This window comes from Nocardia sp. NPDC057353, from assembly GCF_042667085.1.
In the GTDB taxonomy this organism is placed as follows: domain Bacteria; phylum Actinomycetota; class Actinomycetes; order Mycobacteriales; family Mycobacteriaceae; genus Nocardia.
Genome location: NZ_JBHVAK010000010.1, coordinates 63,710 through 78,661, shown reverse-complemented (window position 1 = coordinate 78,661; position 14,952 = coordinate 63,710). Strand labels below are relative to the sequence as shown.

The window sequence follows — 14,952 nt, the reverse complement described above, 5'->3', positions numbered from 1 at the left end:
GGTGCCGGGGGCACGGGTGCATCGGTACCGTCTGGCAGGTGCTGCTCTCCGTTCTCGGCCCGCTGCGCGCCACCGTGCACGGCGGCGACGCCGACGACACGCCGCTGCTGCGCCGGGCCCGGCTGCACACCAGGGCGCTGGAGGTGCTCGGCGCCGAGGCGGACGCCGCCGAGCTCGCCAGGCACGCCTCGGCCGCGGCGGGTCCGGCCACCGCGCAGCAGGCGATCCGCTACCCGGTGGCGGCGGCCCGCGCGGCCGAGCGGGCCGGCTCCTGGCGGGAGGCCGCCGCCCAGTGGCGGGACGCGCTGCGGCTGCGCGAGCTCGCGGGCAGCAGGGCCACCGGCACCGCGGTCGAGTTGACGGCACCCGCCGTAACCGCGCACGCCAGGGCAGGCGACTCGGTGCGCGCCCGCGCCATCTACCTGACGGCGCTGGACGCCGCAGCGGGGGCCGGCGCGCGGCAGGTGCGAGGCACCGCCGGGCCCTTATCCGCGCCGGACAGGGCGCACCCCGCCGGACCCGACCGGCTGCGGCCGGCCTCCGGCACCGCCTGGCCCACATCCGCGCCGGACAGGGTGCACGCCGCCGGACCCGACTGGGCGGGGACCGCCTCCGGCACCGCCGGTCCCCTGCCGGACCTCGCACTGCTCACCGCCTGGGACGCCCCACTGATCTGGACCACCAGGGACGGCCGCGCCCCCTCGCACACCGCGATCGCCGCGATCCGCGCCCACCTGGCGACCGAGCTGCCGGACGACACCAGGGTCCGGCTGCTGCTCGCGCTCTTCCGCGAGCTGGAGGGGTACGACGAGGCCGATGGCCAGCGGGTGAGCGCCGCGGCGCTGGCGCCGGCCAGGACCGTGCCCGACCCCGCCCTGCGCTGCGCGGCGCTGAACGTCAGGGCGTACGCCGCGCTCGGCCCCGACCTGCGCGCCGAGCGCCGCCCGGTCGCCGAGGAGTACCTGGCGGCGGCCGTCGCGGCGGGCCGGATCGACCACGAGGCGGTGGCGCACTGGCTGCTGTTCCTGGACGCCGCCGCGCACACCGACCTGGCCGGTGCCCGCGCCGAGATGGAGCTCGCCGTCACCAGGTCGACCACCGGCCAGCTCGGCATCCTGCTCGCGGTGGTCGCCATCTTCTCCGCGCTGCTCGAGCTGCTCGCGGGCCGGGTGGACGCGGCGCTGCACGCGCTCTTCGGCGACCCGGCCTACGCCCGCTCGGCGGCCGAGCTCACCGCGCGGCTCCGAACACCAGCGCCTCCCGACGGCGGAACGGCACCGGCAGGAGCTTGATCATGAGCGCGACCGGGATGCCGCCCTCCCGGCGCGCCTCGTCCAGCTCGGCGCCGGTGCTGACCGCGAGGATCCGCGGCACCTCGAAGCTCATCTTGCCGCCGCGCTTGCGGATGGTGGCCTCGACCCGGTTCCACTCCTCGTCCGAGACGTAGCGCCGGATCAGCGGCACGATGGTGCGCTCCTCGTCGGTGACGTGCCCGCGCACGGTGTCGCGCAGGTCGGCCAGGTCGGCCGCGAGTTCGGCGGTGACCGTCCGGGTTTCGCGCAGCGCCGCCGCGCCCGCCCGGATCCGGTCCAGCTTGGGGTCGAGCTCGGCGTGGTCGTCGCTGAGCTCGGTGAGGTCGACGTGCGCGCCCGCCGCGCGCTCCAGCACCGGCCAGAGCACCTCGTCCTCGGCGCTGTGGTGGTGGTGGATGCTGTCGCAGAAGTCGGTGAGGTAGGCGGCGACCGCGGTGGCGCGCCTGCGCTCCAGCGGGGTGCCCGCGAGCCGCGCGGCGAGCGCGGCGCAGCGGTCGAGGTCGCGCAGCATGGCGCGGTGGGCGAGCAGTAGGCCGTTCGGTTCGTTGTGCATGCCGCCACCGTGCGCCCGGCCACCTGCGGCGCACCTAACCGGCACTCAACGCCCGCCGAGACAGCCGGTGTGTAGGACCCATATGCTGGATCCCGTTGGGCCGCTTACCCGTGTGCGGTATACCTCGGTGGCCCACCTTTCTCGACGCACAGGAGAATTCAGGTGTCCGACGGCAGGCCCGACCTGGGTGCCAACGTGGCGCATCCGGCCCGCATGTACGACTACTTCCTCGGCGGCAAGGACTCCTACGACGCCGACCGCGAGGCCGCGGAGAAGGCGTTGCGGGAGTTTCCCGCGGTCCGGCTGACCGCCCGCACCAACCGCGAATTCATGCGGCACGCAACGCGTTTCCTCGCGGGCCGCGGCATCAGGCAGTACCTCGACATCGGGACGGGCATCCCGACCGCGCCGAACCTGCACCAGGTGGCCCAGGAGCTGGCCCCCGAGTCCAGGGTCGTGTACGTGGACAACGACCCGATCGTGCTCGCGCACGCCAGGGCGCTGCTGGTCGGCACCCCTGAGGGCCGCACCGCCTACATCCAGGCCGATGCCGCCGACCCGCAGTCCATCCTCGGCGCCGACCAGCTGCGGGACACCCTCGACCTGTCGCAGCCGGTGGCGGTCTCGCTGATGGCGACGCTGCACTTCGTCCCCGGCGACGTCTACGAGCACGTGCGCGCCTTCATGGCACCGCTCGCCTCCGGCTCCTACCTCGCCATGTCCTATGTGACCACCGATTTCGACGACGGCCCCGACGACCCCGAAGGCATGGCGCGGCTGCTGCAGGTCTATCAGGACCGCGGGATTCCGGTCCGGCCGCGGAGCCGGGCCGAGGTGGCGCGGTTCTTCGACGACCTGGAGCTCGTGGAGCCGGGCGTCGAGGTGATCCACCGCTGGCGCCACGAAGGGATCGCGCACCCGAAGAGCCACGACAAGGCGGTCTCGCTGTACGGGGCGGTCGGCCGCAAGCCCTAGGATCGCGCCGTGGAGTTGCGGCGCAGTCTGGGCGTGCCCGACGCGGTGGTGATCGGCCTCGGCGCGATGATCGGGGCGGGCATCTTCGCCGCGCTCGCCCCGGCCGCCGCGGCGGCGGGCTCCTGGCTGCTGCTCGGGTTGGCGCTCGCGGCGGTGGTGGCCTATTGCAACGCGACCTCGTCGGCGCGGCTGGCCGCCCGCTACCCGGAGTCCGGCGGCACCTACGTCTACGGCCGGGAGCGGCTCGGCCCGTTCTGGGGGTACCTGGCCGGTTGGGGTTTCGTGGTCGGCAAGACCGCCTCCTGCGCCGCCATGGCGCTCACCGCGGGCAGCTACCTCTGGCCCGAGCGGGCGCGGGTCGTCGCGGTCGTCGCGGTGCTCGCGGTCGCCGCGGTGAACTACCGCGGGATCCAGAAGTCCGCGCTGGCGGCCCGGGTCATCGTCGGCACCGTGCTCGCGGTGCTGGCCGCGCTGGTCGTGATCGCCGTCCCCGCCGCCGAGCTCGACCGCGTCACCGCGTCCTCCGGTGCCTCCCCGTACGACGTGCTGCAGGCCGCCGGGCTGCTGTTCTTCGCCTTCGCCGGGTACGCCAGGATCGCCACGCTCGGCGCGGAGGTCCGCGACCCGGCGCGCACCATCCCGCGCGCGGTCCCGATCGCGCTCGGCATCGCGCTGCTCGCCTACGCCGCCGTCGCGGTGGCCGCGCTCGCCGTGCTCGGCCCGGAGCGGCTGGCGGCCGCGGCGGCGCCGCTCGCCGAGCTGGCGAGCGCCGCCGGGGCCACGTGGGCCGCCCCGGTGATCCGGGCGACCGCCGCGCTGGCGGCGCTCGGCGCGCTGCTCGCGCTGCTGCTCGGCGTCTCCCGCACCACCTACGCCATGGCCCGCGACCGGCACCTGCCGAAGGCACTGGCCGCGGTCCACCCGCGCTACGCGGTGCCGCACCGCGCCGAACTCGCCGTCGCCGGGGTCGTCGCCGTGCTGGCCGCGAGTATCGACCTGCGCGGCGCCATCGGCTTCTCGTCCTTCGCGGTGCTCGCCTACTACGCCATCGCCAACGCCGCGGCGTTCACCCTGCGCCCCGCCCCGGGTCCGGCCGACCCGCGGCCCCGAGGCGGGCAGGCGCCGCGCCTGATCCCGGCGCTGGGCCTGGTCGGCTGCGCCGTTCTCGCCGTCGCCCTGCCGCCCGCCTCGATCGCGGCGGGCGCGGGCGTCCTCGCGCTCGGGGCGCTGGTCTACGCGGTCCGGGTCAGATATTGACGCCGTAGTCGCGGGCGATCCCGGCCAGCCCGGAGGCGTACCCCTGCCCGATGGCGCGGAACTTCCACTCGGCGCCGCTGCGGTAGAGCTCGCCGAAGACCATGGCGGTCTCCGAGGAGGCGTCCTCGGAGAGGTCGTAGCGGGCCAGCTCGGCGCCGGTGGCGCGGTCGACGACCCGGATGAAGGCATTGCGCACCTGGCCGAAGGACTGCTGCCTGGACTGGGCGTCGTGGATGGAGACCGGGAAGAAGATATTGGTGATGGTGGGCGGGGCGCCCGCCAGGTCGACGTTGATGACCTCGTCGTCGCCCTCGCCCTCGCCGGTCAGGTTGTCGCCGGTGTGCTCGATGCTGCCGTCCGGCGAGCGCAGGTTGTTGTAGAAGACGAAGTGCTGGTCGGAGAGCACCTTCTGGTCGGAGCCGGTCGCGAGCGCGCTCGCGTCGAGGTCGAAGTCGACGCCGGTCGTCGACCGGACGTCCCAGCCGAGCCCGACCGCGACCGCGGTCAGATTCGGCGCCTGCTTCGACAGCGACACATTGCCGCCCTTGGCCAGACTGACACTCATTCGCAAACCCTCTCGCGTCGCCGGAAAAGACGTATCGCTCTCGACCCTAGCCGGGGCGCACCGGCCGCGACGCGAACCGGATGATCAGCCGGGCAGTCCGCGCCGAGCGGGAGTCTCGCCGGACGGCGGGCGCTGGTGCGCGCGCTCCCGACCACAAGCAGCACGACGCCGCACCCGGCAACCACCCACCACCCCGGCGCCGCGGCGGCGGCGAACCCCTCGGCGGAGACCCCGGCGACCAGGCTCCCCGCCACCGCGACCCCGACGGCGGTCCCGACCTGCCGCGCGGTGGACGCGGTCCCACCCGCCACCCCGGCCCGATCCGCGGGCAACCCGCCGACGGCGGTATTCGTGATCGGCGCATTGGCGAACCCGACCCCGACCCCGATCAGACCGAACGCCGCGAACAGCGCCGCCGCCCCGAACACGACGAGCACCCCACCCCCGAGGGCCAGGAACCCCCCGGCCACCAGCAGCGGAACGCGCGGCCCGAGCCGCCCGACCAAATACCCGGAGATCGGCGCGCACACCGTCGCCCCCACCGCCATCGGCAGCGTCGCCGCCCCGGCGGCGACCGGTGTCCACCCCTGCCCCTGCAGGTACAGCGTGGCCAGGAACAGCGTCATGCTGAAGGCCGCGAAAATCGCGACCGCACCGACAACGGCTCCCGCGAAACTCGGCACCAGGAACAACCCCGGCTCGATCAACGGCTCGCTCCGCCGCGTCTCCACTCGGACGAACACCACCACCAGCACACCGAAGACCACGTAACCGGCCAGCGCCGCCGGCGAACCCCACCCGACCCGCGGCCCCTCGATCAGCACCCCCACCCCCACCCACAGCACTCCGATCAGCAGCACCTGCCCGGGCAGGTCGAGCCGCCGCACCCGCGCCCCCCGCGACTCCGGCACCAGCGCCCGGACCAGCGCGATCGCCACCAGCACCACCGGCACGTTGATCCAGAACACCGCCCGCCACCCGAACGCCGCGATCAGCGCGCCCCCGGTCACCGGCCCCGCCGCCATGCTCAGCCCGAACACCGACCCCCACACCCCGATGGCCCGCGCCCGCTCCCGCGGGTCCGGCATGGCGGCGACCACGATGGCCAGCGCCACCGGCGTGAGCATCGAGGCGCCGACCCCCTGCAGCACCCGCGCCGCGACCAGGAGCTCCGGCGTGGGCGCGAGCGCGCAGGCCAGCGAGGCCGCCCCGAAGACCACCAGCCCGACCTGGAAAACCCGGCGCCTGCCGAACCGGTCCGCCACCGCACCGGCGGTGACGAGCAGGCTCGCGAAGGTCACCGTGTAAGCGTCGACCACCCAGGCCAGCTGCTCCGCCCGCACCCCGAGCCCGCGCCCGATCGCACCGAGCCCGACGGTCACGATCGTCGTGTCCAGCCCGACCAGGAAGAGCGCCGACGCGCAGATCACCAGCACCGTCCAGCGCCCGCGCGCCGTCGTCGGCTCCGAAACCGGCATCCCGACACCACCTCTCGTCCGCCCGGCACCGCGCCGGGCGCCGCCGATGCTGCCCGCAGCGCACCCGCGCACCCCAGCGCTTTTGCGGAATCTGCAACCATGGGCCGGGTGGATGCGGAGACGGCGGAGATCCTGGCGGGCATCGGCCCGCGGCTGCGCGCCCTGCGCCGGGAGCGCGCGCTCTCGCTGGCCGCCGTCGCCGACCGCACCGGGCTCTCGGTGAGCACCCTGTCGCGGCTGGAGACCGGCCACCGCGCCCCCACCCTCGACCTGCTCATCCCGCTGGCCAGGGTGTACCGGGTCGCGCTCGACGCCGTGGTCGCCGCCCCCGCCACCGGCGACCCGCGCATGCACCTGCAACCGCACCGGCACGCGAGCGGCGGCGTCGTCGTGCCGCTGACCGGCTACCCCGGCCGCGTCCAGGTCTTCAAGCACGTCCTCGGCCCGCGCGAACCCCGCCTGGTCACGCACGACGGCCACGCCTGGCTCTATGTCCTCGCGGGCACGCTCCGGCTGCTCCTCGGCGCCGAGGAGCACCTGCTCGGCCCCGGCGAGACCGCCGAGTTCGACCCCGCGACCCCGCACTGGTTCGGCCCGGCGGGCGCCACCCCGGTCGAGATCCTGCACCTCTTCGGCCCGCACGGCGACCGCGCGGTCGCCAGGGTCACGCCGTGACAACGGCCCCACCCGGTCCGCCCGGGTGGGGCCGCCTGTCCCCCGGCCGCTCCGCCGGGTGCTGTTCCGCTCCTACTTGGCAGGCGCCGGAGCCGGTGCCGGAGCGTTGATCGTGGTGAAGTACTGGATCGCGGCACCGATCACCACCGGGGCGGTGATCAGGATCTGTCCGGCCAGGGTGCCGAGCGCGCCGATCGCCAGGATCCCGCCGATGCAGCCGACGGCCGCGGCCGGGATGAACGGGCCGAAGAGCCCGATGATCGTCGCCGAGGCGACGGTCGCGCCCGCGATCCCGCCGAGCACACAACCCGCGGCACCGCCGATCAGCCCGCCGACCAGCGTGCCGACCGTCGCGCCGACGGTGATGGTGCTGGTCAGCCGCGACCACGCCGCCTGCTCACGGTCGTACTCGTTCTTCCACGGCGCCTTGTCCTCGTAGGGCAGCGCGACTGGCTTGTACACCGCCAGCGCGGCGTCGATCTGCGGGGTCAGCGTGGCGGTGCGGTCGGTGATCTGCGCCGCGATCGGGAACTCGAACTCGTCGATCCGGAAGGTCAGCGGCGTGCCCGCCACCACCGTCCCGTCCGGCGCCTTGATCTTCAGCGCCGCGTCCTCGACCACCAGCGAGCCCTCATCGATGCTGATGACGCTCTGGGTCTCGGTGGCGTGCGCGGTGAAATCCACGGTGCCGTCCCCGGCCGGAGCCGCACCGGCGCTGCCGGTGGCGATCCCGCATGCGGCGACCAGGCCCGCGGCCACCGCGACGATCTTCCTCATCCTGATGTTCCTCTCGGTTTTTCGGAGCACCCGGCAGCCCTGGTCGGGTTCCGGGGAGTTTCTGGGCAGCACGAATCCGCCTGTCACCGAACTCGTTTCGGCGCGGCTTGGCTGCGGGGGCCGGACTAGAGCGGTACCGGCACCGGTTTCTCGGTCTCGACCTGTGGTCGCGGTCGCCCGCGCCGCCGTCCTGGAATGCGCGCCACCACCGGCGCCAGCCCCAGCCGGACGAGGCTGAGCACCCCGTACGGCAGCACGAAGATGAAGACGATCAGCGCGGCGCCGTAGGTGATCCCGGCGGCCGACTGGTTCAGGTCTGCGGTCCACTGCGGCACGTAGACCACGAAGAAGGCGCCGAAGATCACGCCGGGCACGGTGCCGAGCCCGCCGACCACGATCATGGTGATGAAGGCGATGGCGAGCGGCAGCCCGAACGCCTCCGGCCCGACGTACTGCACCACCCAGCTGTAGAGCACGCCGCCGACCCCGGCGAGCGCGGCGCTGAAGGCGAAGACCGTCGTCTTGGTCCTGGTCGCGGGCACCCCGAGGGTGGTGGCGACCGCCTCGTAGTCGCGGATCGCGAGCAGCGAGCGCCCGATCCGGCCACCGGCCAGCCGCCGCACCACCAGGTAGGCGAGCACCGCCACTACCAGGCAGAGGTAGTAGACCCACTGGTCGCGGGCGAGCCCGGTGGCCGCGGGCGCCTCGGCGCCGAAGATATTGATCCCGGCCTGCCCGTCGGTGACGTGCTCGAACCGCTTGATCACCGCGGGCGTCACCAGCGCGAGCCCGAGCGTGGCGAGCGCCAGCTGCAGCCCGTGCAGCCGCAGCGCGGGCAGCCCGAACAGGTAGCCCGCCAGGTAGCAGGCCGCGAAGGCGACTCCAGGCAGCAGCGGGTAGGGCACGCCGACGTCCTCCATGAGGACGGCGCTCAGGTAGGCGCCGAGCGCGAAGAAGAAGCCGTGGCCGAGCGAGATCTGCCCGGTGTTGCCGGTCAGCAGGTTCAGCCCGAGCCCGACCACGATGTACACCAGCACCATCGAGCGGTCGAAGTTCACGTACGGCGCGGAGACCAGCGGCGCCAGCGCCGCGAGCAGCAGCACCACCGCGACCGTGGTGCGGGAGAGCCAGATCGGCGCGTCGAGTTCGGCGCGCGGCCTGCGCAGGAGTTGCAGCAGTTTCATACCCGTGCCACCTTCTTCACCCCGAGCAGCCCTTCCGGCTTGAGCAGCAGCACCCCGAGGATCAGGGCGAGCGCGACCGCCTGTTTGAAGTCGTGGCCGATCCAGGGGACGTAGGTGCCCGCCAGGTTCTCCGCCACGCCGACGCAGAGCCCGCCGACGATGGCGCCGACCGGGCTGTCCAGCCCGCCGAGCACCGCCGCCGCGAAGGCGTAGATCAGCGACGCCACCAGCATGTTCGGCTGCAGGAAGAGCTGCGGCGCGGCCAGCGAGGCGGCGAGCGCGCCGATCGCGGCGGCCAGCCCCCAGCCGATCATCAGCATCCGGCCGACCGGGACGCCGATCAGCTGCGCCGAGTCCGGGTTGCCCGCCGCCGCCCGCATGGCCAGCCCGACCCTGGTCCGCTGGAACAGCACGTACATGAGCGCCGCGACCACCACGACCGCGCCGACGATCACCACCGACTGCCGCGACATCACCACCGGCCCGAAGCTGAGCACCGGCCCGGAGGCCAGCGCCGGGAACTCCCGGTTCTGCACCCCCCAGATCCAGCCCGCGGCGCTGTTCAGCAGCAGCATGAGCCCGAGCGTGATGATGACCAGCGGCATGTGGTTCGGCGACCCGGCGAGCGGCCGGATCAGCACCCGCTCGGTGGCGGCGCCCGCCACGAACGAGACCAGCATGGCGCCGAGGATGGCGAGCGGCAGCGGGGCGCCCCACTGCGCGAACTGCCAGGCGCAGAACGCCGAGACCATCGCCATCTCGCCCTGGGCGAAGTTGACGATCCCGGAGGCCCGGTAGACCAGGACGATGCTGAGCGCGAAGGCCGCGTACAGCGCGCCCCACGTCACCCCGTCCACCACTTGTTGCAGAAACACCTGCATGATGCGAAAACTCCTGTGCTCAGTAGCCGAGGTAGGCGCGGCGCACCGATTCGTCGTCGGCGAGCCCGGCCGCGGCGCGCTGCGCCACCACCCGGCCCGCGTCGACGAGCACCGCGGACGATCCGATGTCGAGCGCGAGGTGCGCGTTCTGCTCGACCACCAGGATCGTGGTGCCGGTATCGGCATTGATCCTGGCCAGCGCCTGGAAGACCTCCCGCGTGATGCGCGGGGCCAGCCCGAGCGACGGCTCGTCGAGCAGCAGCAGCCGCGGCCCGGCGATCAGCGCGCGGGCGATGGCGAGCATCTGCTGCTCGCCCCCGCTCAGCCCGGCCGCCTGCTGCCCGCGCCGCTCGCGCAGCCGCGGGAAGAACTCGTACCACTGCTCGATCGCCCGCGCGGTGGCCGCGGCCGAGGTGGTGAAGCCGCCGATCCGCAGGTTCTCCTCGACGGTCAGGTCGCCGAAGGTGCCGCGCCCCTGCGGGACGTGCGCGATGCCGAGCCGGGCGACCCGGTCGGTGCGCAGCCCGGAGATGTCGCGGCCGTCGAAGACGATCCGCCCGGTGGTGTGCACCATGGCGCAGATCGCGCGCAGGATGGTGGTCTTCCCGGCGCCGTTCGCGCCGAGCACCACCGTCACCTCCCCGGCCGGGACCGCGAAGTCGATGCCGTGCAGCACCTCCGCGCTGCCGTAGCGGGCGTGCAGCCCCTCGACGCTCAGCAGGTTCACGCCGCACCGCCCAGGTACGCCTCGACCACCTCGGGGTGCGCCGCCACCTCGGCAGGCACCCCCTCGGTGACCTTGCGGCCGAAGTTGAGCACCACCACCCGGTCCGAGATCGCCATGACCATGGCCATGTGGTGCTCGACCAGCAGCACCGAAAAGCCGCGCTCGTTGCGCAGCGCGCGCACCGTCTCGGCCAGCTCGAGCACCTCCTCGTGGATCAGCCCGTTGGCGGGCTCGTCCAGCATGAGCAGCGCGGGCCGCTGCATGAGCGCCCGTGCCAGCTCGACCCGCTTGAGCGTGCCGTAGGGCAGGTTCCCCGCGGGCTCGGCGCCGAGGTGCGCGAGCTGCATGGAATCCAGCAGCTCCCAGGCGTTCTCGCGCTCCGCGCGCTCCTCGGCGCGGGTCGGCGGGAGCCCGAGCGCGGTGCGCAGGAACCCGGCCCCGGTGCGCGAGTACGCCCCCGTCAGCACGTTCTCCAGCACCGTCATGGTCGGGAAGAGCCCGATGTTCTGGAAGGTCCGCGCGATCCCGGCCTCCGCGATCCCGGCCGCGGGCAGCGCGAGCAGGTCGACCTCGCCGAAGCCGATCCGCCCGGAGTCCGGCTGGTAGAGCCTGCTGATGCAGTTGAAGAGCGTGGTCTTGCCCGCGCCGTTCGGCCCGATCAGCCCGACGATGTGGCCGGGCTCGATGGTGAACGACGGTCCGTCGAGCGCCACCACCCCGCCGAAGCGGAGCCGCACCTCCTCGACGCGCAGCGCCGCCGTCTTGGTCATGCTGCCTCCTCGGCACATCCTCTTTGACGTGACAGTCATGTCAACTTGAAGGAGTGTGACCGGGAACACGGAACATGTCAACCGGTCGGATTTCGGCCGGGCGGAGACGGCCGTCTCAGTCGGGGTCAGGCGCCGATGTGGACGAAGGAGCCCCAGTGCCGCGGCGGGACATCGCGGTCACGCAACGTCCGGACAGCGGCGTGTAGTGCGCGGGCAACCGACGCGGAGCCATCAGCGCTCGTGTCGTTCAGGTGCTGGTAGAAGGCGGCGGTGGCCGCAGCCGCATGATCAGCGTCGACACTCCACAGGGTGGCGACGAGATCGCGCCTGCCGGTGTAGGCGAGCGCCGCGGCGAGGCTGATCACCTCGTCTGCGCCCGATAACTGTCCGGGATGCGTGTGACACGCGGACAGAAAAGCGAACTCGTGCGCGCCGGAGGTCGCGGTCGCGACGTCGGCAACCGTGAGGATGCCGTCGTGCAGCACGATTCCGCCGGTCGACGGTGTCGCCCGATCTACGCGGCCGTGACAGGACACGTGGGCACGCGGGTGAGTCGCGAGCGCGTCGAGCACTGCGGCACGGGTCGCGTTCGGGCCGATCAGCTGCGTCGACACCACTTCGGGAAATCGGCCGGACAAGGTCTGCAGCTCGATCTCGACCTGGGGCAGGTCGCGCTCCCCCGGCGTTGTCGGCATGCCGACGAAGACCCCGGGCCCGGCACTGCTGTGCGTGGGGCGCCCGAGGCGGGTACTGAGCGCACCGATGGTGGGCGTGTAGGAGGACACCACCAGATCGAGTACGTGCGGAGCCGGATGCCGCACATCGGTATCGTCACCCGCGGCGTGAATCGGCAGCGCCGAGAGCACACCGGTGGGGCACCACCAGATGCGCTGCCCTGTACTCGCGCTCACCGGCTCGAGCAGGCCGAGCTCGCACAGGATCGGCTCGGCGACGACCTGCCACAGCCAACGCAGCGTATCCCGGACCACCTCGGCCGCAACGGTTTTAGCGAGCCTGCCGCGGCGCGGTGATTCGAGCACGCCGAGCGCGGCGAGGTAGCCCGCGGCGTACCGGGTTGCGTCGGCGGCGGTCAGCGCGCGCAGTGGAATCGCGTGAACACCGTCGTGCGTGACCACGAGGGCGTCACACCGCCGCGGGGCGACATTCACCATGACCACCCGGCCCCCGACGATCGGTGCACACAGCTCGGAGGGTTCGAGACCGCGCATGAACCGGGAAAGCCCGGGCAGTGCTCGGATCTCGGCGAGGAGAGAGTCGAACCGCCGGGATGCCGCGACGGCACGAGCGCGGCGCTGTTCCGGGTCGACGGCGGCCCCGGGCACGCGGAACATCGCGACCGATGCCGGATCCAGAACGTGCAGCTGTGCGAGGAGTTCCGTGCCGAGCTCGGAGTTGGCGGCCAGTGCGTCGTCGACCTCGGTCCGGTTGCGGACGAGCTGGTTCCACAGCACCGCGCGGCCCGTCTCGAGCAGCGCGACCGCTGTCTCGGGCTCGCCCGCCCCAACCGCGTAGGCGGCTGCCTCGGCCGCCAGCCCCTGCCACGAGCCGATGCTGCGCTCCCGGTCCATCCGCTCGGTGCCGTGCACCGCCAGACGTTGCACGAGCTCCACCGCGCGGCGGTAGAAGCCGAGGGCACGAGCGGGATCTCCGAGCATCGCGGCCGCGAGCGCGCACTCCCTGGCCGCCGAGATCCGGGTTTCGGCAGGCGTCACCAGTTCGTCGGCGGCCTGCTCGCCCACGACGATCGCACGGTGCGTCAGTGGTCGCCATGGCTCACCGCGGTCGCGTTCCAGTTCGGCACGGGCGCGGAGCGCGCTCGCGAGGTTGAGCAGGCCGTTGGCGCGCACCGCGTTGCCCGCTGCCGGACCCGCGAGCGCCGCGGTGGCTTCGGTGACGGCCGCCTCGAGGTCCGCGGGATCCGCGCTGTGGTGGTAGCGGGTGCGCAGTGCCGCGCAGGCGTTCAGCAGATACATCGCCCCGTCGGGGTGGTGGACACCGAGGCAGGCGGCGGCAGCGCGCAGCAGGGCGATGGCCTGATCCAGGCCCTCTGGGTCGTCGCTGCGCTCCGCGGCGGTGTAGAGGGCTGTGCCGAGGTTGCCGGAGGCGTGCGCCGAATCGATCCCGCCGGGATCGGCCGCTTGCCGCACCTGGTCGAGCAGATCGAGCGCTTCGTCCAGATCGGTCTGAACAGCGCGGTTCTCGAACCGTGCCATGAGCGCGGTGGCGAGGTTGGACTGCCAGGACGCGAGGCGGTGATGGCCGCGCGGGGTCGCGCGTACGGCGCTGCGGTGCGCGGCGATCGCCTCGTTCAGGTCATCGATCTGATCGGTGTCCTCGTACCGGGCGTGCAGTGCCACCCCGAGGTTGGACAGCAGTGCCGCCCGGTCGATCGACGGCTGCGGAAGCCCGGTGCCGCGCCGGTAGTGCGCGATGGCCGCACCGAGGTCGTCATGAGCGCCGATTCGCTCGTAGCGGGCATACAGCGCATTGGCCTGGTTGACCAGCAGCGCGGGCAGGATGGCGGCTCCCGGGTCGTCCGGCGTCGCCGCGGTCGCGGCCCGGATCGAGGCATCGAGGTCCGACTGGTCACTGCCGCGCTCGTACCGGGTGAGCAGCACGGTCGCGAGGTTGACCTGCACGCTCGTATGGAGATGGTGGTGGTTCTCGGTGGCGGCCGCGGCGAGCCAGAGTTCGTCGATGGCGGTTTCGAGATCGCTGTCCGTTCCGCTGTTCTCGAAGCGCCGCGCCAGTGCGGCGGCAAGCGTGGTGCGGGTGCGCGCGTTGTCGAAGTGCTCGGCCGGCGCGCCGTCGACGGCCTGGCGGCAGAGTTCGATCGCCTCGTCCAGCAGCCGGGGGTCCGAATTCTGTTCGTAGCGTGCCGAGAGCACCAGCGCGAGGTTCGACCGATAGCCGGGGTGGTCGTCGGCATCCTCGGTGACCGCCTCCCTGGCAGCGGTCTCGGCGGCCACGAGATCCGCGGGATCATCGCTGTGCCGGAACCGCGCGTGCAACGACAACGCGAGGTTGGAGCGGAAATTCGCTCGATCCGACGGCGCCGCGGTGGCGACGGCCTCGCGGGCCGCGGCGATCGCCCGGTCGAGGTCGTCACGGGAACCGGTCTGCTCGGCACGCGCCGCGAGCGCGTTGGCGTGGTTGTTCAGTCGGCCCGCCCGCTCCTGTTCGTCGTCGGCCGACCCGATCGCGTTCGCGCTCGCCACGATCGCGGCATCGATGTCGGCTGCCGACCCGCTCCGCTCCGCACGCATCAGCAACGCGACGCCCAGCAGCGAGAACTGCTCGCCGGTCGCATGGTCCGGTTCGGCCGTGCAGCGGGTGAGTATTTCGATGACGGCGTCGAGTGCGTCGGGGTCGTCGTGATCGAGGGCGTAGGCCAGCAGCTCCTGCCCGCGGCCCGCCCACGCGGCGGCGGCGACACCGTCGAGCGGCCGTTCGCGGAGGTAGGGGCGGATCGGCTCGGGCACCGCTTCCGGCGCGGCAGCGGCGACGGCGTCGAAGAGTTCGACGGCCCGCTCGAAATCCAGCCGGTCCGCTCCGATGGGCAGGGCCAGGTAACGCAGCCAGTGCAGCAACCCGACCAGGTGGACCGCCTCGATGGCTACCGAGCCGTCGCGGGTGCCCGCATCCCACAGCGCGTCCGCCGCGGCCAGCGCGTCGGCGCCGAGCACCGCTTCGTCGTCGCCGTCAACGGCGACAGCGATCCGCTTCTCCAGCGCCGCCACCCCGGCACGGAGAGCGCGGCTGCGCGGTCGACGAAA

General features: G+C 73.1%; 13 protein-coding genes. 4 read left to right on the top strand and 9 right to left on the bottom strand.

The annotated features are described in order from the left end of the window. The first annotated feature begins 38 nt into the window (after positions 1 to 38). A complete protein-coding gene (locus tag ACFUUZ_RS07500) occupies positions 39 to 1,292 on the top strand; it encodes a hypothetical protein (protein WP_378693558.1) in 1,254 nt (417 codons plus the stop codon). Here the strand turns inward: ACFUUZ_RS07500 and ACFUUZ_RS07495 are convergent. Next, positions 1,231 to 1,866 (bottom strand): hemerythrin domain-containing protein, encoded by a 636-nt coding sequence (locus tag ACFUUZ_RS07495; RefSeq protein WP_378693556.1) that lies wholly within the window; start codon positions 1,864 to 1,866, stop codon positions 1,231 to 1,233. The two genes, ACFUUZ_RS07500 and ACFUUZ_RS07495, sit on opposite strands and share 62 nt — an antisense overlap. A 162-nt stretch (positions 1,867 to 2,028) precedes the next feature. Here ACFUUZ_RS07495 and ACFUUZ_RS07490 point away from each other — a divergent pair, with 162 nt between their 5' ends. Beyond that, positions 2,029 to 2,841, top strand: coding sequence for an SAM-dependent methyltransferase (locus ACFUUZ_RS07490; RefSeq protein WP_378693554.1), 813 nt, complete (start codon positions 2,029 to 2,031; stop codon positions 2,839 to 2,841). A 66-nt stretch (positions 2,842 to 2,907) separates the two neighbouring features. Further along, positions 2,908 to 4,098 (top strand): APC family permease, encoded by a 1,191-nt coding sequence (locus tag ACFUUZ_RS07485; protein ID WP_378693673.1) that lies wholly within the window; start codon positions 2,908 to 2,910, stop codon positions 4,096 to 4,098. Here the strand turns inward: ACFUUZ_RS07485 and ACFUUZ_RS07480 are convergent. Both ACFUUZ_RS07480 and ACFUUZ_RS07475 read right to left on the bottom strand, forming a co-directional pair. After that, on the bottom strand, positions 4,088 to 4,663 hold the full coding sequence (locus ACFUUZ_RS07480) for a TerD family protein (protein ID WP_378693552.1): 576 nt from the start codon (positions 4,661 to 4,663) through the stop codon (positions 4,088 to 4,090). The genes ACFUUZ_RS07485 and ACFUUZ_RS07480 overlap by 11 nt on opposite strands. Further along, positions 4,660 to 6,141, bottom strand: coding sequence for an MFS transporter (locus tag ACFUUZ_RS07475; RefSeq protein WP_378693551.1), 1,482 nt, complete (start codon positions 6,139 to 6,141; stop codon positions 4,660 to 4,662). Before ACFUUZ_RS07475 ends, ACFUUZ_RS07480 begins: the two co-directional genes overlap by 4 nt. Before the next feature lie 99 nt (positions 6,142 to 6,240). Between ACFUUZ_RS07475 and ACFUUZ_RS07470 the strand changes: the two genes are divergently transcribed. Continuing rightward, a complete protein-coding gene (locus tag ACFUUZ_RS07470; RefSeq protein WP_378693549.1) occupies positions 6,241 to 6,816 on the top strand; it encodes a helix-turn-helix domain-containing protein in 576 nt (191 codons plus the stop codon). Positions 6,817 to 6,888: 72 nt separating this feature from the next. Here the strand turns inward: ACFUUZ_RS07470 and ACFUUZ_RS07465 are convergent, their stop codons facing one another. The 6 genes from ACFUUZ_RS07465 to ACFUUZ_RS07440 form a co-directional block, all read right to left on the bottom strand. After that, on the bottom strand, positions 6,889 to 7,593 hold the full coding sequence (locus ACFUUZ_RS07465; protein ID WP_378693547.1) for a hypothetical protein: 705 nt from the start codon (positions 7,591 to 7,593) through the stop codon (positions 6,889 to 6,891). A gap of 125 nt (positions 7,594 to 7,718) precedes the next feature. After that, positions 7,719 to 8,777: a branched-chain amino acid ABC transporter permease gene (locus tag ACFUUZ_RS07460; protein WP_378693545.1), complete on the bottom strand. Its 1,059-nt coding sequence runs from the start codon at positions 8,775 to 8,777 to the stop codon at positions 7,719 to 7,721. Further along, entirely contained in the window at positions 8,774 to 9,658 is an 885-nt protein-coding gene (locus ACFUUZ_RS07455; RefSeq protein ID WP_378693543.1) for a branched-chain amino acid ABC transporter permease, read from the bottom strand. The genes ACFUUZ_RS07460 and ACFUUZ_RS07455 overlap by 4 nt, the downstream gene beginning before the upstream one ends. Before the next feature lie 19 nt (positions 9,659 to 9,677). Then, positions 9,678 to 10,385, bottom strand: coding sequence for an ABC transporter ATP-binding protein (locus ACFUUZ_RS07450; RefSeq protein ID WP_378693541.1), 708 nt, complete (start codon positions 10,383 to 10,385; stop codon positions 9,678 to 9,680). Further along, a complete protein-coding gene (locus ACFUUZ_RS07445; RefSeq protein WP_378693539.1) occupies positions 10,382 to 11,155 on the bottom strand; it encodes an ABC transporter ATP-binding protein in 774 nt (257 codons plus the stop codon). The genes ACFUUZ_RS07450 and ACFUUZ_RS07445 overlap by 4 nt, the downstream gene beginning before the upstream one ends. 125 nt (positions 11,156 to 11,280) lie before the next feature. After that, positions 11,281 to 14,916: a CHAT domain-containing protein gene (locus ACFUUZ_RS07440; RefSeq protein ID WP_378693537.1), complete on the bottom strand. Its 3,636-nt coding sequence runs from the start codon at positions 14,914 to 14,916 to the stop codon at positions 11,281 to 11,283. Positions 14,917 to 14,952: the final 36 nt, after the last annotated feature.